This is a genomic window from Streptomyces sp. NPDC050997 (assembly GCF_040660135.1).
Taxonomy (GTDB): domain Bacteria; phylum Actinomycetota; class Actinomycetes; order Streptomycetales; family Streptomycetaceae; genus Streptomyces.
On the sequence record NZ_JBFAGK010000018.1, the window covers coordinates 87,968 to 106,961 of the forward strand.

Sequence of the window (18,994 nt, forward strand, 5' to 3'; positions counted from 1 at the left end):
CCGGCTGCCCCGGCTGCCCCGGCGGTCGGGGTGACACGACGGCCGCGTCACAGGGGGCGGGGCGACCGTCTCGCGGGTCCGTAGGCGAGGGGGAGCGGGTCGACGCCTCGAGGGCGTCCGCGTGTCGATGTTTACCGAGGGCCGGTTCGTCGGCAGGGGGTTTACCGGCGGCGGGTTTGTCGACGGCGGGTTTGTCGACGGCGCCGGGCGCAAGGCGAAACCGGGGCGCGACTGAGCGGCCCGGCCGCGTCTGTGCGCCGGGCCGCCGGCTCGTTGGATGGAGGGCGGACGGTGGACAGCGGATGGCCGGCGCGCTCAGCGACGGCCGCGGAGCTTGCCCAGCAGGCGCTGTGCCTGGGCCCGACGTCGAGGGTCGGCCGCGGCCCGCCGCGCCTGCTCGACCGTGCGTCGCCCTTGAGGACTCTGCGCGAACCGCTTGATTCGTTCCAGCATGCCTGGCATGGGGCTCCTTCCCTCGGGCGCCGACGGCGCCTCTCCCTGCCTCGCCTCAACTCACCTACCCCCTGCGGAACTGCTCACCCCGTTTCGGCCGTCCTCAGTCCCGAGAACGACTCGGCGCCAGCACCCGCGAGGGCAGCCACGTTGTCAGTGGTGTGCTGAACAATGCCGAGAAAGCGAGATCAAGATCGTCCGCACTGGGTAGCCGGTCTTGAGTCCCCGCAGGAAGGCCACCGCAGATGCAGTCCACGCCCCAGCCCGCGCAGCGCCCCGTCTCCACCCTCGCCCTCGGTCGATCCCGCATACCGGTCAGCTCCACCGGCGGTGACGTTCTGCGCGTCATTTCCGATCCTTGTACGCCTGTGTTCCTCACCGTGCACGCGGACGGACGCCGTAGATACAGCTATTGGCAGCCGTTCGACCCCGACACCGGACGGGGCAGCTGTTACGCCGCACTCCCCACCAACGAGTGCGACGCGCTGCACTCCACGGGCAGGATCACCTTCGGCGAGGCCGTCGTCGATCCGACCAAGGCCACCCACCGGGTCCGGCCGGTACGTACTCCGGCTGTGCCCGCGCGCGCCGCGGCGGCCTTGCCCGCCCGTACGGCGCCCGCTCGCATGGCACCCGCGCGTACGACGCCCGCGCGCACGGCGCCGCACCGGGTTCGCGCCGCGTGACCGGCGGGACGTAGGAGGACAAACATGGTGGGAACGGGCGAGTGCCGATTACCGATGCGGCCCTCGCCTTCGGCAGGATGGGCGCCATGATCGAGATCCGCACTCCCCGTCTCCTTCTCCGTCGCTGGCATGACGACGACCTCGTGCCCATGGCGGACATCAACGCGGACCCGCGGGTGATGCGCTGGATCGACGACGGCTCGGTGCGCGACGTGGAGCAGACGGCGGAGGCCATCGAGCGGTGGGAGGAGGAATGGGACGAGGAGGGCTTCGGACTGTTCGCCGTGGAACTGCTCGCCTCCGGTGAACTGGCCGGCTTCACCGGCCTGTCGGTGCCCGACTTCCTGCCGGAGGTGTCGGCCGACGCGGCGATCAGTTGGCGGCTCGGCTCACCGTTCTGGGGACAGGGGTACGCGTCCGAAGCGGCCCATGCCACGCTGGAGTTCGCCCTCCAGGACCGTGGTCTCCACCGCGTCATCAGCATCAGCCGGGTGGGTGACGACGCCTCCGGGAACGTCATCCGCAAGCTCGGCATGGTGCCGGAGCGCGAGACCGTACATCCGGAGTACGGCTTTCCGCTGCGTGTTCACGTCATCGACCTCACCGAGTTCGACGGGTGACTCGGCCGGCTCTTTTCGGTTGACGACCCGCGCTGCTCTGACCGATCGTTCGCACGCTGCCGTGCCGCCGACGGGGTCCGTGCGGTGATACTGGCGTGGTGACGCCGTCTTCTCCGCCTCCGTCTTCTCCGCCTCCGTCTTCTCCGCCCCCGTCTTCTCCGTCTTCGCGTTCGCCGTTGCCCGGTGAGCCCGTCACCGTCGACGCACCGCTCAGGATCCGGCGTCCGCTGCTCACACAGTCGTGGCTCGATGTGACGTTCCTGCACTGGGCCGTGGATCCGGCCGAGGTGGCCGGTGTGCTGCCGCCGGGCGTCCGTCCCGACACCATGGACGGCGTCACCTATGTGGGGCTGGTGGCGTTCCGGGTGCACCGTTCCGGCTGGTTCGGTCTTCCCCCGGTACCTGGTCTCGGCAGTTTTCCCGAGACCAACGTCCGCCTGTACACGGTGGACGCGAACGGACGGCGCGGCGTCGTGTTCTGCTCGCTGGACGCTTCCCGGCTGGTCCCCGTGGCGGTGGGCCGCGTCGGTTTCGGCATGCCGTACATGTGGTCGCGCATGTCTCTACGCGCCCGCGGTGACACCGTCACCTACACCAGTGCGCGGCGGTGGCCCGGCCCGCGTGGCGCCCGCAGCCGTATCACCGTGCGGGTCGGCGAGCCCATAGGACAGCCGACCGGACTGGAGCACTTCCTGACCGCTCGCTGGGGCCTGCACAGCACTGTCCTCGGCCGTCGGCTGTATGTGCCCAACGCCCACCCGCGCTGGCCGTTGCACCGGGCCCGGCTGGTGGCGTGCGAGGAGGACCTGGTGTCGGCGGCGGGCCTGCCCCGCCCGACGGGTGAGCCGGTGAGTGTCCTGTACTCGCCCGGCGTCCCGGCCCGCTTTGCCCGCCCGGCCGGAGTTCCCACCACCCTCTGACGGAACCGGCACACCGATCCCCGTCGCCGATACCTCCGCCGTGCCTGCCGGACGGGCCCCCGCCGGACCCGTCACCGACGCGCGGTGGGTTTGCGGGCGAGGCCGCCGTGTTCGCCGATGGGGGATGCTCACCGCATAACGTACGTCCCAACGGACCTGCCACGCAGGCCAGTTGAAAACAAACGAAGGCAACCCCAATACATCGGAGGGGTCAAGGCCTCCGGTCGGTGACTGGCTTAGGTGCGAAGCTCGAACGGCCCCTCAACGCCCCAAGTCATGGCCGAATACCGCGGCCGTCCAAGTCATTGACAGGCACACAGGGCGTGCCTAGGTTCGCCGATACACCCGATGTATCGAGGATCTGTCAGGTCTTGGAGGACGATGATGACCTCTCAGCAGGGAAGGCCCTCGCCGGTGGCCCGCAGAGCCTTACTCGGTACCGCGTTGAGCGGTGCGGCAGTGGCGGCTCTGCCCGGAACGGCCCATGCCGAACAGGCAGTTCGGGCGGCGGGGACAGTTGGCGCCGGGCCGGTGGACGTGGGCGTCGGACGCCCCTGGAAGCTGCGCGACACCATGACCACCGACGCAGCCTGAAACACGTTTCTGCGCGGCCAGGACCTGCGGTGGAGCAGGCTGCCCACGCTCTGGTACGAGGGCCCGTTCCTCGGTGACGGGCTGCTCGGCAGCATGGTCTACCAGGAGCCCGGCGCCAACCAGATCCGCTTCACCGTCCAGCACGGCCGCGTCCAGGACCACCGGCCCGAGTTCGGCAGCGGCTGGGGCACCTGTCGCCTGCCGGTCGGGCACCTCACGCTCGAACCGGTCGGCACCATCACCGCCGTCGACTGGCGGCTGAGCCTGTGGAACGCCGAACTCACCGGCACCGTCACCACCACCGCGGGCACCCTCACCCTCTCCGCCCTCATCCACGACGAGGTCCTGGCCACCCGGGTGACGGCCACCGGCGGCGAGAAGGTCACCTGGACCTTCCGCCCCGAGGAGGCCCTCAGCCCCCGCCGCGTCAGCGAGGCCCCGCCCGCCGACTACACCGCCAACCCGCCCTGGACCACCAAGACCGCCGCCGACGGCACGAAACAGGTGCTCCAGCCCCTCACCGGTGGCGGCCAGACGGCCACCTCGTACCGGCGTGCCGGCAACGACCTCCTGCTCAGCGTCGGACACAGCTTTCCCTCCGACACCGCCGCCGAGGCCGACTCGCTGCGCAACCTCAAGAGGGCGACGTCGTACAGCGCCCTCAGACAACGCCACACCCGCTGGTGGCACGCGTTCTACAAGAAGAGCTTCGTCTCGTTCCCCGACCAGCGGCTGCAGAGCTTCCACTGGATCCAGCTCTACAAGGTCGCCTCCGCCAGCCGCGCGGGCGGCCCCGTCATGGCCACCTCCGGGCCATGGCTGGAGCCCACACCCTGGCCCGCGGTCTGGTGGAACCTCAACGTCCAGCTGGAGTACTGGCTCATCCACGGCTTCAACCACCCGGAACTCGACTCGCTCGCCACCACGCTGCGGCAGAACCAGGAACAGCTGATCGCCAACGTGCCCGCCGCCTACCGCGCGGACAGCTCCGGCGTCGGCCGCAGCTCCGACATGTTCGCCAACCGCGGCGTGGGGCGGCCGGGCACCGGCGCCGAGACCGGCGATCTCACCTGGGCGCTGCACAACGTGTGGCTGTCCTACCGGCACTCCATGGACGAGGCACTGCTGCGTGACACGGTCTTCCCGGTGCTGCGCCGGGCGATCAACTACTACCTGCACTTCCTCACCCCGGGCAGCGACGGCAGACTCCACCTGCCGAGCACGCTCTCGCCCGAATACCCCGTCGTACCGCCGCAGGACACCAACTACGACCTGGCCCTGATCCGCTGGGGCTGCCAGACGCTCATCGAGTCCGCCGAACTGCTCGGCATCGACGACGAGTTGACCCCGCGCTGGCAGGAGGTGCTGGCCAAGCTCACGCCGTACCCGGTCGACGACAACGGCTTCATGATCGGCGCCGACACCCCGTACGCGCAGTCCCACCGGCACTACTCGCACCTGCTGATGGTGTACCCGCTGTACCTCGTCAACTGGGACCAGCCCGGCAGCCGCGAGCTGATCACGAAGTCGGTGGAACGCTGGCAGGCGCTGACCGGCGCCCACCGGGGCTACAGCTACACCGGGGCCGCCTCGCTGTACGCCATGACCGGCGACGGCGACACCGCGATCACGTACCTGCGGAAGTTCTTCGACCCCAGCACCCGCTACCCCTGCCGCGCCAACACGCACTACACCGAGGCCGGCCCGGTCATCGAGACGCCGCTGTCCGCCTCACAGTCCCTGCACGACATGTTCTGCCAGAGCTGGGGCGGCGTGATCCGCGTCTTCCCGGCCGTCCCGGCCGCCTGGGCCGATGTCACCCTGCACGACTTCCGTACCCAGGGCGCCTTCCTGGTCAGTGCCGTCCGAAAGAAGGGGGCGACCCGGTTCGTCCGGATCAGGAGCCTGGCGGGCGAGCCGCTCAAGCTCCGGCACGGCCTCAGCGGGACCCTCACCGTGCTGCTGGACGACGGCACCCCGGCCCGCACCCACGACCTGGGCGACGGCGTGCTCTCCATCGACCTGCCCAGGGGCCATGAGGTGCTCGTCCACTCCGGCTCCCGGCCCGACCTCGCCATCGCGCCCGTCGCCGTCAGTGAACCGGGCCCGGCCTGGGGACTTCCGTAACGACCGCCCGCCCGGATCCACAACAGGGAAGACACTCATGGCTGTTCCGATCAGAACCGCGGTCACCGCACTCTGCGCCGGGCTGGTGGCCACCCTCCTCACGACCGTGCCCGCGCGGGCCGAACAGGACCTGGGCTCCCGCGACCACGTCTGGGCCGTCTCGGCGGCGGCCCACGCACCTCGTGCGCGGATATCCCTGGACGACACGACCGGCACGCTCAGCCTCGCGGTGTCCCGCGACGGCCGTACGGTCATCGAACCGTCGCCGGTCGGCATCGTCACCGAACAGGCCGACCTCTCCCAAGGACTGCGCTTCCTGCACCGCAAGGACCGGCTGGTCGACGAGCGGTACCGGACGAAGTCCGGCAAGCGGCTGGGCCGCCGGGTCCGTATGAACGAGACCCGGCTGTCGTTCGCCACCTCGGCCGGCGCCCGGCTCGACCTCGTCGTCCGCGCCTCCGCCGACGGCGTCGCCTACCGGTACGTCCTGCCCGCCGGGTTGGGCGACGTACTCGGCGAGACCTCCGCGTTCAACCTGCCGCAGGACGCGGGCGCATGGCTCAGCACCTACCGGGTCGACAACGAGGGCCAGTTCGCCCAGTACACCGCGGCGACCGCGCCCACCAACGCCTACTCTCCGCAAGCGCTCTTCTCCACCCCCGGCGGCTACACCCTGCTCGCCGAGTCCGACCTCACCGGCGGTTACTCGGGGGCCCGGCTCGCCCACACCCAGGGCAGCGGCACCTACCGCATCCAACTCGCCGACGAACGGGTCCGCACCGACGGCCCTCTCTCCACCTCCTGGCGGGCCATGGTGACCGGCGACCTCGCCACCGTCACCCGGTCCACCTTCACCGACGACCTCGCCCCCGCCTCCAAGGTCGCCCACCCCGGGTGGATCAGGCCCGGCACCGTGCTGTGGACCTGGCTCGCCGGTGGGAAGGAGGCCGGACAGAGCCTCGCGGCGCAGAAGGCCTACGTCGACTACGCCGCCGAACGGAACTGGCCCTACGAGGCCGTCGACTCGGGCTGGTACTTCAAGAAGGACGAGTGGGACGTCACCGACCCCGACTGGCAGACCTACAGCTGGATGCCGGAACTCGTCGACTACGCGCGCGCCAAGGGCGTCGGGATCATCGTCTGGATCCATCAACGCGACCTCGACACGCCCGAGGAACGCGCCCAGTGGCTGCCCACCCTGGAGCGGTGGGGCGTCAAGGGCGTCAAGATCGACTTCATGAACTCCGAGGCGCAGTCCATGCTCCAGTGGTACGACACCATCCTCCCGGAGACCGCCGCCCACCACCTGTTGGTCGACTTCCACGGCTCCACGATCCCCAAGGGCATCCAGCGCACCTGGCCGCACGTGATGACCCTGGAGGGCGTCGGCGGTGAGGAGAAGCGGACGAACACGGCCGCCCACCTCACCACCCTGCCGTTCACCCGCAACGTCATCGGCTCCATGGACTTCACCCCGGGCGCCTTCCAACGCGTCGGCCTGCGCCCCAACTCCGACGCGGCCGAGGTCGGGCTCACCGTCGTGTACGAGTCGGGTCTGCAGATGTTCGCGGGCACCCCCGAGTCGTACGACGACCGGCCGCTCGCCCGGGACTTCTTCGACCAGGTTCCCGCGGCCTGGGACGACACCCGGCTGCTCGCCGGGCTCCCCGGCCAGGAGTCCGTCCTCGCCCGCCGCAGCGGCGACCGCTGGTTCCTGGGAGGGGTGTACGCCGGCGCCGCCCACACAGCCGGGGTGCCGCTGTCCGTCGGCGCCGGACGGTGGCTGGTCGAGACGATCCGGGACGGCGCCGACGGTCTCGTCCAGGACCGGCGGGTGGTGCGCGGCGGCGACACCCTCAGCGTCGATGTCGTCGCCAACGGAGGCTTCGCCGGGATCGCCTGCCCCTGGCGTCCGGGCGTAACGACCTGTTACCGCTGAGCAGTTCGGGCTTCCATGTCACAACCTGCCGAGCTGTCCCGTCATGGAGGTGTACCCACCGACAACGGCAAGGAGTGCACCATGGAAGCCCGCTTGAACGTCTTCGGCAGTCCCCTCGCGGCCAAGGTCCTGAAGCACCTGACCTCAGCGGGCAAGGTGATCGCCGCGGACTCGACGCTGCCGACCGCGACCCGGGACCTGGTGCTGCTCCGGGCCAGTCAGATCAACGGCTGCGGCTTCTGCACCGACATGCACACCAAGGACGCCGTGCACGCCGGGGAGACCTCGGTGCGGCTCAACCTGGTCGCGGCCTGGCGGGAGGCCACGGTCTTCACCGACGCCGAGCGCGCCGCCCTGGAACTGACGGAACAGGGCACGCGCATCGCCGATGCGGCCGGCGGGGTCCCGGACGAGGTCTGGGCGAAGGCCGCCAAGCACTACGACGAGGAGCAGCTTGTCGCCCTGGCGTCGCTCATCGCCCTCATCAACGCCTTCAACCGCCTGAACGTCATCGTCCAACAGCCCGCCGGCGACTACCAGCCCGGCCAGTTCGGATAACCCGCACAACGAAGAGCAGCCGGCCGAGGCCGCCGGTTACCACCTAACTCCGGCGGCAGTACACGCCCCGGGCTCCGCTCGACGGAGCCCGGGGCGTCGGCCCGGGCGAACACCGACATCCGCACGGTCGCTTCACACAAGGCACACGAACCCCTACCAGAGCTTTAGGTTTCAAGCGTTACGCTCACCGGCAGTCGAGTGGTCGAGGACGGCGCCTCCATCGCGGCACTCGCCATCCCCCCACAGCTCCACAGGAGGCTCGGTGTGCGTGACGGCGACGTAGTGGTGATAGGCGGCGGCTATGCCGGCGTGCGTTTGGCGAAACGACTGGACGGGACGGCGCGGGTCACGCTGGTGGATCGCAAGGAGATCTTCTTCCACCGCATCGCCTCCCTGCGCGCGGGTGTGCGCCCGGAGTGGACCATGACCCCGTTCATCCCGTACGACCGGCTGCTGCGCGACGGCCGGGTGGTCGCGGGCAAAGCGGTCCGTGTCGACACCGCCGTGCGGCAGGTGGTGCTGGCCACGGGCGAGCGACTCCCGTACGACGTGGTGGTGATCGCCACCGGCGCCGACTACCCCGAACCGGCCCGCTTCACCGGAACCACCGCCGAGGAGGCGGCCAAGTCGTTCGCCGGACATCAGCGGAACATCGCCCGCGCCGAGCACGTCCTCGTCGTCGGCGGTGGGCCCTCCGGCGTCGAACTCGGCGCCGAGATCCGGCTGGCCCGGCCGGACGTCCGGGTCACCCTCGCCCACGCCGGGCCGGCGCTCCTCGAGGCCACGGGCAGCCCGCGGGCCGGGAACAAGGCCCGTGCCTGGCTGGAGTCCCACGACGTGGACGTGCGGCTCGACTCCTTCATGTCCCCGGGCAACGTGTTCGGTACGTATCGCGACGCCCGCGGAAACGTCGTCGAGGCCGACCTCTCCTTCTGGGCGACGGGCACCACCCCCAACACGCTCTGGCTGCGTCTGGCCGGGCACGGCGACTGGCTGAACCCGAGCGGGCACGTGAAGGTGGACCGGACCCTTCGGGTCGAGGGACGGCAGGACGTGTTCGCGGTCGGTGACGTGAACGACGCCACCGAGCTCAAGATCACCCCCGTCGCGCTCGCCCAGGCCGACCTCGCTGCCTGGAACATCCGCGCCCACCTGCAGAGTTCCGGCAGGCACCGCAAGGAGCCCCGCTTCTACCGGCCCATCCACCGCACCCCGCTCATCGTGCCGTTCGGCGCTTCGGACGGAGTGACCATGATGCCCGTGCCCGGCGGCGAAACCGCGGTCCTCGGCGCCCGCACCAGCACCCTCGCCAAGGCGAAGACCCTGCTGACTCCGTACATGAGGCGGCAGCTCGGATACACCGCGGCCTGAGCCGCCGGAACGCGGAGAGTACGTCGGCCACAACGCCGGGACGGTCCGTCGCGCCGAGGCGCCGGACCGTCCCGAGGGCGGCGTTGCCGGGGGAACGCCGTCAGCCGAGGCACACCACGAGCAGGCAGAGCTGCGTCGGCGATGTGGATGCCGGGGCGGGTTGGGTCTGAGAGTGGTCCGAGCTGTTGCCGTTGCCGTTGGTGGGTGCGGTCTTCGACGGCTGCTCCGTCGCCGGATCGGTGGTCTCGGGGGTCGTGGTCTCAGGGGTCGTGGTGTCGAGAGGCGGCGTGGTGCTCTGCGACTGCGGGGTCGACGAGGCGGCCGGACGGGGCGATCCGGCGTCCGGCCGATCGACCGACCGGGTCGTGCGGGACGGGGTCGAGAGGGACTGCTCCCGCGGGTCGTTGGTGACCGGTGGCTCGGCCTCGGGGGTGGTGGGTGACGACCGGTGGATGGTGGGCGGTGCCGACGCCGGACGGGAGCGCTCGGGTGCCTGCTCCTCCGCGGCGCCCATACTCCGGTTGTCGGGCGCGGTGGCCGCCTGGGCCTGGTCGGTGGAGCCCCGGTTCATCGTGGTGATGGTCAGGCCGCCTCCGACGAGTGCGACCGCGGTCGCGACCACGGCCCGACGCTGGTTCTTCTTCCAGCGAGCCCGTTGGCGACGGCGGGCCGCCCGCCCCTGCCCCTCGGGCGGCACACCGTCGACGTCGGCGGACGGGTCGGTGTGCGGGGCCGTGTTCGCGCCGGTCCCGAGCTCCGCCTCGTCACGCACGGTCTCGTCGTGCCACCGGTCGGAGGCCGCGGACTCTGCTGCGTGCGCTGTGCCGGCTGCGTCGCCGGTCATCGCCCACGCGCCCGGGGCCAGGCCGTCGCGGCCGTGCAGGAAGGGCGGAGCGATGTCGGGGGCGTAGGCGCCGCACCCGGGACACATCAGGGCACCGTTGAGGTGCCGGCGACACGAGGAGCAGTAGTCCATCTGGTCTTCCTGGGTTGACTGCGCCGCGACCCGCTCGGGCCACGGTCTGACACGTTCGTACGAAGGATGGAACGGTCAGTCACGGTAACCAGGCTTTCGAAAGGCTACGTGCAGTCTGTGTGACGCTCCTGCACAGATTCTCAGACCCCACGCATATTTCGGGGCCGGCCGCGCCCCCTGGGACCGCAGTCCTGAGGAACTCGGTTGCCGGACGATGATTCGGATGCCTACGGTCGGCCGCATGGCGGATGACGAACCCACGCGCGCCGCGCGTCTGCTCGATGCCCAGGCGAAGGCCGAGCTGCTGTTCGCGGAGGTCGAGGCGCGCGGGCTGCTCGCGCCGGGAGAAGGGGAGCGGGCGGTCAGCGACCGGGTCCGGGATCTGGCGAACGAGCTGTTCGGTACGACCCGGCACTGGCACAAGCGGGTCGTGCGCTCGGGTCCGAACACGCTGAAGCCCTACCGGGAGAACCCGCCGGACCGGGTCATTGGCGCGGACGACATCGTGTTCGCCGACTTCGGGCCGATCTTCGAGGAGTACGAGGCCGACTTCGGGCGGACGTTCGTACTCGGGGACGATCCCGTCAAGCAACGGCTGCGCGACGACCTCGCGAAGGTCTTCGCGGCGGGCCGGCGCTTCTTCGAGGCCGACCCGGACATCACCGGCGCGCGGCTGTACGCCGAGGTCGAGCGGCTGGCCGTGGCGGCCGGGTGGGAGCTGGGCGGCTGGCATGCGGGGCACCTGGTGGGCGAGTTCCCGCACGAGTGGATCGACGGCGCGGACGTGGAGTCGTACATCGCCCCCGCCAACACCACGCCACTGCGGCGCACCGACAAGACCGGGCGGCGCTGCCACTGGATCCTGGAGATCCATCTCATCGACCGGGAACGGGAGTTCGGCGGCTTCTACGAGGAACTCCTCACCCTCGGCTGACCGGTTGATCGATCCCACCGGCCCGATGCGGTGATCTGTGCGGTTCTCATGCCCCCGCCGCTCGGGCAGCCCCGATGACATCCGGTTGTCAGTGGGGCTTCCTAGGCTGGCGGACATGAATTGTTTCTGGACGGGGCCGCACGAGACACCCTGGGACGCCCGAAGCCTGATCCGCGTGGAAGTCGACGTCGTGATGCCGCGGCGTGAGGGCCGAGCTTGTCGCACGATGACGCGAGGGAGGGCGTGATGGTGCGCAGACCCGTCGAGGGCGAAGTGCATGTGCACTACGGCCAGATCTACGTGGAGAGCGATGCGGACAGCTTCGGCCCTTATTTCGCGGAGTCGTTCGCCGGCCAGACGGGGGGCCTGTGCGGAGCCGCGATCCCCGGCGCCCTGTGGCTGAACACCGGGCTGCACACGGGTCACGTCGGCTTCACCGTCGAAGTGCACGACCAGGCCCCGCCGTTGGAGCCGGGTTGGGAGGACGTCGTGGAGGTGTCCTTCCGCCCGGCCTCGGCGCGCAGCGTACTCGTGCAGTGGGCGGCCGAGACCGACTGGGAGTTGGACCTGGACGAGGCGGACTACCGGGTGCGCTTCTGCGCGAAGGGGATGGACCAGGCGCGCAAGGACGACACCCGGCTGGATGAGGAGCCTCAACTGGATTCCTACCTGCTGCAGTTCTGGCCCGCCGGGCCCGCGCCGGACCGGGTACTGAAGCAGACCGCGGGGATCGCGGCCTACTGGCACGACTTCGCCCGCAAGCAGCCCCCTCCTCCCACGCCGGCGGAACGTGCCGAAGCCGAGCGTCTCGCTCGCCTCGCGCAGGAACAGGCCCAGCGGGAACAGCGACTCGCCCTCGAACGGTGGGGGTGGGGCGGGCAGTTGCCGAGCCAGGCGCTGCGTGAGGTCCGCGGCAACGTGCGCGGCCTGCTTCGCTTCGACCCCGACCTGGTCCACGCTCTGGACGCGGCCGGTCCCGAACAGCAGCGCGCGGTAGCCCTGTTGGCGGCCCGACGCGCCTGTGAGGTGGCCGGTCTCGCGGGGCTCGACTGGATCGCCGCGGCGCTGACCGCTCTCGCCGAGCGCCGTGAGCTGCCGCCGCCCTTCGACGAACCGGCGCACCTGTCACAGGCCCTGGCAGCGGACCCGCGGGTCCCCGACCGGACGGTCGCCCGGGCCACCCCGCCCCAGCGGCCCCACGCGCGTGTGCCCATGCCCGAACCTGGGCACGGGACGCAGATCGTGGGACCCGCCGCCGCTTTCGCGCAGAGGACGGCACCTGCCCCGCAGCGCGCCGGAGCGACGGGGCGCGGTATGGGTGCCACCATCGGGGCCTCCGCCCTTTCCTCGCGCTTTTCGCAGCCGCACCTGGCCGTCCCCGCCGTGACCGGCGCCGCCGAAACCGACCCGCTGCAGGCGGCCCTCGACGCGGTGTTCGCCGCCGTGGTCACGTACGGCGAGGACTATCCGGCACTGCTGGAAGAGGTCTGGGCCGCCTGCGGGGGACGTACCTGAAACGTCCCGGCAGCGGCAGCCGCTCCTGGGCGGCGAGTGCAAGAGCGGCGTCGCGGACGTGCGGCGCCGAGTCGGTCACCGCGCTCGTCGGGTATCAGCCAAGCCCTTCCGCCCAGCAGGCGGCCAGAAAACGGCGCATACGCAGCCGCCTACCGACCCGTACTCCAGCGTGACGTGCTCGCTCGCGACACAAAGTCCCCCACGCGTCGCACCGGTGTCAAGGGCGGTAGCCGAACCGCCTCACCCCCGTCGTCGTAGCCGCCGCACACGGGCTCACCCCGCGACGCCAGGCGCACGCCGCCCGCCGCTCGCCGCCGAGTTGAAACGGTGGCGGAGACTCCTGGCCGACACACTTGTCGACCATCCGCTCCTCGCCACGGCGCTTCCCGCACCGGCACCCCACCTGCGAGGACATCGAAGATGACCGCTTTGCGATGGCGTACGACCGGGGTGTCGGCTGAAACCCGTGTGAAACAAGGTCTTGTCGCTGGCTTAAAACGACGGTTAGTTTAACCGCCATTCGAAGTCCGGCGTGCTCGTCGGACGGCTTCCGGGCGTGTGCGTGCTTCACGGAAAGGCAGTGCCATGACGCTTGACAGAGCGCGGTTTTCGCGACGGGGTTTTCTGGGCCTGGGAGTCGCGGCGGGTGTCATCACGCTCACGGCGTGCGGCTCCAGCGCGGGTTCGAGCGACGACCCCCTGGTGATGACGGTGTGGGGCGGCGAGACCGACCGGGCCACGTACCAGAAGCGCATCAACCTGCTGGTGAAGAAGTACCCCGACCTGAAGGTCAAGCTCCAGCTGATCCCGTCGGACTCGTACCCGCAGAAGGTGCAGACGATGATCGCGGGCGGCAAGGGCCCGGACATCATGCAGGTCGCGGAGAACGTCAACGTCTACTCGAGCAAGAACCAGCTCATGCCGCTCGACGACCTCGCCAAGAGCGCGAAGCTCGACCTGGCGAAGCGGTTCGGGACGATCGGGTCGCTCTACTCGTACCAGGACAAGGTCTACGCGATACCGGACCGTTCCGGCGCGATGATCGTCTACTACAACAAGACCCTGTTCGACAAGAAGGGCATCAAGGCGCCTACGGCAGAGTGGACTTGGGACGACGCCCTCGACGCGTTCAAGGAGCTGACGGAGAAGGGCAAGACCTGGGGCTATGGCGGCGCGGGCTGGTGGCCCCAGTGGTGGAGCTTCGCGTACCAGAACGGCGGCGCCATCATCGACGCGGACGGCAGGCCGACGGCGGACAGCGACGAGGTCGTCGAGGCGTTGCAGTGGGCGGGCGACCTGGTCTCCAAGTACGGTGTGGTGCCGACGAAGGCGCAGTACGCCGACATGGGTACGGACGTCGGCGGCGACCAGGCCTTCGCCAACGGCAAGGTCGCGGTCAACGCCACCGGGTTCTGGGCCATCGCCGGCCTCACGGACACCAAGTTCGAATGGGACATCGCGCCGATGTGGCGTGGCAAGAAGCAGGCCGTGGCCTCCTTCGGCAGCGGCCTCGCCATCTCCCGTACCGCGAAGAACCCGAACAACGCCTTCAAGGCGATCGACTTCCTCACCTCACCGACGGCCCAGCAGCAGATCATCTCCACCGGTCAGGACGTACCGGCCAACCTCGAGGTGCAGCAGAGCGACGCGTTCCTCAAGCCGGCGTGGATGAAGACCCCGGTGGACATGGGCGTGTTCGCCGAGTCCAGCGAGTTCCTCTTCAAGGCCCCGTTCATCCCCGAGTGGAACGAGATGCTCGCGGCGATCGACACGGCGACGGCCGACTTCTGGCTCGGCAAGGAGAAGAGCGCCAAGACCGCGCTCACCGCGCTCCAGAAGAACCTCGAGTCCATCATCAAGTCCGCGGGATGACCTGCGATGGCCATGACGAAGCTACGGCGCCGTGAGGCGCTCTCGTTCTACCTGTTCGTCTCGCCGTGGGTGATCGGCTTCCTCGCGTTCCTGCTCGGACCGATGATCTCGTCGATCTACCTCTCGATGACGGACTGGGACTCCTTCACCCCGCCCAAGTGGGTCGGTCTGGACAACTACGTCAAGCTGCTGACCGAGGATCCCGTGTTCTGGAAGGCCCTCGGGAACACCTTCCACTACGCGGCGATATCCGTCCCGCTCGGACTGCTGATCGGGCTGTGGCTGGCGAACCTCCTCAACAAGCAGGTCCGTGCCCGCAAGTTGTTCCGCACCCTGATCTACCTGCCGACGCTGGTGCCCCTGGTTGCCGCGTCGATGGCCTTCCGGGTGGTGCTCGCCCCGTCGGGTCCGCTCAACGACGTGCTCGGGTGGGTCGGTATCTCCGGGCCGCAGTGGCTGCTGGACCCGAGCTGGGTGAAGTACGCCCTGATCCTGCTGTCGGTGTGGAGCGCCGGCAGCGCCACCGTCCTGCTGCTCGCCGCCATGAAGGGCATCCCGCGGGAGCTGTACGAGGCGGCCGAGATCGACGGCGCGGGACCGGTGCGGCAGTTCTGGAGCATCACGGTGCCGCAGCTGACGCCGGTCATCTTCTTCAACCTGGTGATGGGGCTGATCGCGGCGTTCCAGATCTTCTCCCAGGTGTACATCCTCACCCCGAAGGCGTCCCAGCCCGGCACCTACAACGCGAGCCAGACCACGGTGCCGTACCTCTTCGACCAGGCGTTCTCCTACTACCACATGGGCTATGCGTCGGCGATCTCGTGGCTGCTGTTCGCCGTGATCATGGTGTTCACCCTGCTGGCCTTCCGCACCACCCGCCGCTGGGTGTTCTACGAGACCGAGGTGAAGTGATGGCGACCGTGGTATCCACCGTCGCGCCGCAGCAGCAGGGGACGGAGCGCCAGGACGACAAGAGGCGCGCCGGCGACGCGCCCCGCGTCCTGGGGGTGTTCCGGGCGACGCCGTTCACCTACGCGACCCTGATCGTGGTGTCCGCGCTGCTCTCGACGCCGCTGGTCTTCGCCGTGTCGATCGCGCTGTCGAGCGACCACACGGTGACCACCAACACGTTCACGATCTTCCCGCACGAGTTCGAGTGGAGGAACTTCACCCGGGTGTTCGGCACCGATCTGCCGATGGGCCGGTTCCTGGTCAACTCGCTGATCATCTCGGTGGGTTCGGTCATCGGCCAGATGGTGTCGAGCGGCCTGGTCGGCTACGCGTTCGCACGCCTGAGGGCCCCCGGGAAGAACGTGATGTTCCTCGTCGTCATCGCGACGATGATGATCCCGACGCAGATCACGATGATTCCGCAGTTCATCCTGTTCAAGGACCTGGGCTGGGTGAACACCTATCTGCCGCTGATCGTGCCGAACTTCTTCTCGAACGCCTTCAACGTCTTCCTGGTACGCCAGTTCGTGTCCCGCCTGCCCAACCAGCTCGACGAGGCCGCCATGGTGGACGGGCTCGGATTCTTCGGCATCTACCGGCGCATCATGCTCCCGATGCTGTGGCCGGTGCTGATCGCGATCGGCATCTTCACCCTGACATACTCCTGGGGTGACTTCATGGGGCCGTTGATCTACCTCAACGACGAGTCGCAGATGCCGCTGGCGCTGGGCGTGCAGTACATCACCACGACGGCGGTGGCAGGCCAGCCGCCGCCATGGAACCTGGTGATGGTCGGCTCGATCCTGCTCACCCTGCCGATGATCGCCGTCTACTACCTCGGCCAGAGGTACCTGTACGAAATGGACATCAGCGGCGGAAGCGCGGGGGTCAAGTGAGTCAGCCGACAGTCGTCAGCGGGGGCGTCGAGCTCGACGCCCGCGGCATCCGGACCGAGGGCGGCCCGCGTGTCGTGCTGTGCGCGTCACTGTTCTACTTCCGCCTTCCGCGGGAGCAGTGGCGTGCGCGGCTCGAACAGGTGCGGGCCTCGGGATACACCTGCGTGGACGTCTACCTGCCGTGGAACTTCCACGAGACGGCACCGGGCCGCTGGTCCTTCGAGGGCAGACGCGACGTCGCCGCGTTCCTGGACCTCGCGCAGGAGACCGGGCTGTACGTGATCGCGCGGCCGGGCCCGTACATCTGTTCCGAGTGGGACGGCGGCGCGCTGCCGGCCTGGCTGGGCCTCGATCCCGACCTGCGGGTCCGCCAGCACGAGCCGCGGTTCCTCGCCCAGGTCACCGCATGGTTCGACCAGGTGCTGCCGCTCCTGGCCCGACGCCAGTACCCGGCGGACGGCCCCGTCATCATGGTGCAGTTGGAGAACGAACTGGACTTCTTCGACTGCGCGGACCGCACCGGATATCTGACCGACCTGCGTGACCAGACGATCCGCCACGGCATCACCGTGCCGCTCATCGCCTGCGCCGGACAGGGCGACATCGAAGGAGCCACCGGGAACGTCCCCGGCGTCGTACCGGCGTGCAACTTCTACCCGGACGACGACTCCCCGCACATCGAACCCGAGGTACGACGCTATGCCGAGGTGCTGGCGGAGCGCGACCTGCCGCTGCTGATCACGGAGACGAACCGGCGCCACCGGACGCTGCGGCGGCTCCTGGCCAGCGGCGCCTCGTTGATCGCGCCCTATCTCCAGTCGTCCGGGTGGAACTTCGGCTACACGCCGTCCACGGGGAACTGGGGCAGCCCCGGCAACTTCATGAGCCATGGCTACGACTTCGGCGGATACGTCTCGTCCACCGGTGCCGAACGGCCCGAGTACGCCCAGGGTCAGGTGCTCGCGCGGGTGATCGACACCCTCGGATCGCAACTGGCGCTCGCCACCTCGTCCGTGCCTCGGGTACCGGTGACCGCCGACTTCCCGACCAGCTCGTCACCGTCGGCCCTGGACCTCGACGGAGGCGGCCGGCTCATCGCCGTACCGCATCTCGGTACGACACCGGGCAGGGCGGTGGTGAACGGCGTACCGGTCGCCGTCGCCGCTGATTCCTGTCCGCTGATGCTGGTGGACGTACCGCTCCAGTCGTGGGGTTTCGACGCCACGCTCACCCTGGCGTCCGCGGATCTGGTGGCGGCGTCGGACGGCGTGCTGACGTTCTCCTCCGAGGCGCCGGTCACCGTCGTCCTGGGCGGCACCCGGGTCGAGATCCCGGCGCCGGCGGCCGGTGCGCCCGAGCGGGCGGCCGTCGGGGGAGTGACGCTTGTCGCGCTGGCGCCGACGGACGCCGCGCGCCTGCGAACGACGGACAGCGACGGCACGGTGCACCTGGCCGACGCGCCACCCCGGCGGAGTACGACGAAACCCACCGCCGTACGGGATGTGCGGCGGCGACCGGCCCTCGCTCCGGAGGAGCCGGCGGGCTCCCATGAGGTGCCGCCGCCGCTGGAGTCGCTCGGCGTGTACCGGGGGCGCGGAACCTACCGGACCACAGCGGATCTGACGGGTGTCGACGAACTGCTGCTCGTCGGCGCGGCGGACATCGTCGACCTTTCGATCGCCGGCCGGGTACATCCGACGATCGCCGGATTCGGTGCGGCACGGCGGATCGACGTCCGCGAGGCGACCGGCCACGTCGCCGTCGAGGCCATGGTGGAGATCTGGGGGCACGCGAACTTCGACGACGCGCGTCTGCCGGCGCTCCGCCTCGGCGCGCTGCGCGGACTCGGCACCCTGTGGACGGTCCGGGACGTGGCGGATGTGTCGGCCCTGTGGTCGGTGCGCGACCAGTGGGCCGGTCGGCCGGCGCCCCTGCGCGAGCTCGGTGGGTGGAGCAGCACCCGCGTCGCCCTCCCGGTCACCTACACCCGCGACATCCGGTCGGCCACCGCGTCGGCGCTGCACCTGCGGGGCATGGTCGAGCCGGTGCGCGTGAGTGTGGACGACGGCGAGCCGCGCACCGTCCACGCCGAGGACCCCTGGGTTCTGCTGCCTGCCGGACATCATCAGATCTCGGTCACGATGCCGCACCACCCCAGTGGCGGTGGCCTTCGAGCCGAGGTGCTCAGCCTTGAGCCGGTGACGGACTGGTCGTGCTCGGTTCAGGACGACGACCTTCTGACCGGGTTCGCCGCCGGGGCGGGCCCCGCGCGGGGTGTGCGGTTGCCGCTGGCCCTGGAACCGGGAGAGGAGGTGTGGCTCGACGTCGACCTGCCGCCGTCCGACGACGGTTTCCTGGTACGGCTGGAGGGATCACGGATCCGCGCGACCGGATGGGCCGCCGGGGAGTGTGTGGGCCGCGTCTGGGTCGGTGACCGACCGGCTTTCTCGGGCGGAGACTCGAACGTATTGTGGGTTCCACCGGGATGGTCCGGGTTGACCCTGTTGGTGAAGGGCACCGTGGGGCAGGGCGAGGCGGAGCTTCGTACCCTGTGGCTGGAGTCTGCTGACAGCTGAAGGAGA

15 protein-coding genes are annotated in these 18,994 nt (G+C 69.8%); 13 read left to right on the forward strand and 2 right to left on the reverse strand.

What is annotated here, in order from left to right; genetic code table 11:
* Window positions 1-315: 315 nt before the first annotated feature.
* A complete protein-coding gene (locus tag AB0H86_RS32460; protein WP_362447144.1) occupies window positions 316-453 on the reverse strand; it encodes a hypothetical protein in 138 nt (45 codons plus the stop codon).
* Window positions 454-698: 245 nt separating this feature from the next.
* Between AB0H86_RS32460 and AB0H86_RS32465 the strand changes: the two genes are divergently transcribed.
* The 7 genes from AB0H86_RS32465 (at window position 699) to AB0H86_RS32495 (ending at window position 9,268) form a co-directional block, all read left to right on the forward strand.
* The gene (locus AB0H86_RS32465) at window positions 699-1,139 is read left to right on the forward strand and encodes a hypothetical protein (RefSeq protein WP_362446886.1); all 441 of its coding nucleotides are present in this window, start codon (window positions 699-701) and stop codon (window positions 1,137-1,139) included.
* An 86-nt stretch (window positions 1,140-1,225) separates the two neighbouring features.
* The gene (locus AB0H86_RS32470; protein ID WP_362447122.1) at window positions 1,226-1,759 is read left to right on the forward strand and encodes a GNAT family N-acetyltransferase; all 534 of its coding nucleotides are present in this window, start codon (window positions 1,226-1,228) and stop codon (window positions 1,757-1,759) included.
* Between the two features lie 176 nt (window positions 1,760-1,935).
* Window positions 1,936-2,679: a DUF2071 domain-containing protein gene (locus AB0H86_RS32475; protein WP_362446889.1), complete on the forward strand. Its 744-nt coding sequence runs from the start codon at window positions 1,936-1,938 to the stop codon at window positions 2,677-2,679.
* Between the two features lie 603 nt (window positions 2,680-3,282).
* Window positions 3,283-5,400 (forward strand): Tat pathway signal sequence domain protein, encoded by a 2,118-nt coding sequence (locus AB0H86_RS32480; protein WP_362447125.1) that lies wholly within the window; start codon window positions 3,283-3,285, stop codon window positions 5,398-5,400.
* A 37-nt stretch (window positions 5,401-5,437) separates the two neighbouring features.
* Window positions 5,438-7,339, forward strand: coding sequence for a glycoside hydrolase family 97 catalytic domain-containing protein (locus tag AB0H86_RS32485; protein WP_362446892.1), 1,902 nt, complete (start codon window positions 5,438-5,440; stop codon window positions 7,337-7,339).
* An 81-nt stretch (window positions 7,340-7,420) separates the two neighbouring features.
* Entirely contained in the window at window positions 7,421-7,897 is a 477-nt protein-coding gene (locus AB0H86_RS32490) for a carboxymuconolactone decarboxylase family protein (protein WP_362446895.1), read from the forward strand.
* A 264-nt stretch (window positions 7,898-8,161) separates the two neighbouring features.
* Window positions 8,162-9,268, forward strand: a complete 1,107-nt coding sequence (locus AB0H86_RS32495) for an FAD-dependent oxidoreductase (RefSeq protein WP_362446898.1) — start codon at window positions 8,162-8,164, stop codon at window positions 9,266-9,268.
* A 100-nt stretch (window positions 9,269-9,368) separates the two neighbouring features.
* On the opposite strand, the gene AB0H86_RS32500 is transcribed toward AB0H86_RS32495, so the two are convergent.
* Complete coding sequence (locus AB0H86_RS32500; protein ID WP_362446901.1) at window positions 9,369-10,199, reverse strand: hypothetical protein; 831 nt, start codon at window positions 10,197-10,199, stop codon at window positions 9,369-9,371.
* Between the two features lie 286 nt (window positions 10,200-10,485).
* Here AB0H86_RS32500 and AB0H86_RS32505 point away from each other — a divergent pair, with 286 nt between their 5' ends.
* The 6 genes from AB0H86_RS32505 (at window position 10,486) to AB0H86_RS32530 (ending at window position 18,988) form a co-directional block, all read left to right on the forward strand.
* Window positions 10,486-11,178: a M24 family metallopeptidase gene (locus AB0H86_RS32505; protein ID WP_362446904.1), complete on the forward strand. Its 693-nt coding sequence runs from the start codon at window positions 10,486-10,488 to the stop codon at window positions 11,176-11,178.
* 246 nt (window positions 11,179-11,424) lie between these two features.
* Window positions 11,425-12,693, forward strand: coding sequence for a hypothetical protein (locus AB0H86_RS32510; protein WP_362446907.1), 1,269 nt, complete (start codon window positions 11,425-11,427; stop codon window positions 12,691-12,693).
* 585 nt (window positions 12,694-13,278) lie between these two features.
* The gene (locus tag AB0H86_RS32515; protein WP_362446910.1) at window positions 13,279-14,565 is read left to right on the forward strand and encodes a sugar ABC transporter substrate-binding protein; all 1,287 of its coding nucleotides are present in this window, start codon (window positions 13,279-13,281) and stop codon (window positions 14,563-14,565) included.
* Window positions 14,566-14,571: 6 nt separating this feature from the next.
* The gene (locus tag AB0H86_RS32520; protein ID WP_362446913.1) at window positions 14,572-15,477 is read left to right on the forward strand and encodes a sugar ABC transporter permease; all 906 of its coding nucleotides are present in this window, start codon (window positions 14,572-14,574) and stop codon (window positions 15,475-15,477) included.
* On the forward strand, window positions 15,477-16,412 hold the full coding sequence (locus AB0H86_RS32525) for a carbohydrate ABC transporter permease (RefSeq protein ID WP_362446916.1): 936 nt from the start codon (window positions 15,477-15,479) through the stop codon (window positions 16,410-16,412). The genes AB0H86_RS32520 and AB0H86_RS32525 overlap by 1 nt, the downstream gene beginning before the upstream one ends.
* A complete protein-coding gene (locus AB0H86_RS32530; protein ID WP_362446919.1) occupies window positions 16,409-18,988 on the forward strand; it encodes a beta-galactosidase in 2,580 nt (859 codons plus the stop codon). Before AB0H86_RS32525 ends, AB0H86_RS32530 begins: the two co-directional genes overlap by 4 nt.
* Window positions 18,989-18,994 lie beyond the last annotated feature (6 nt).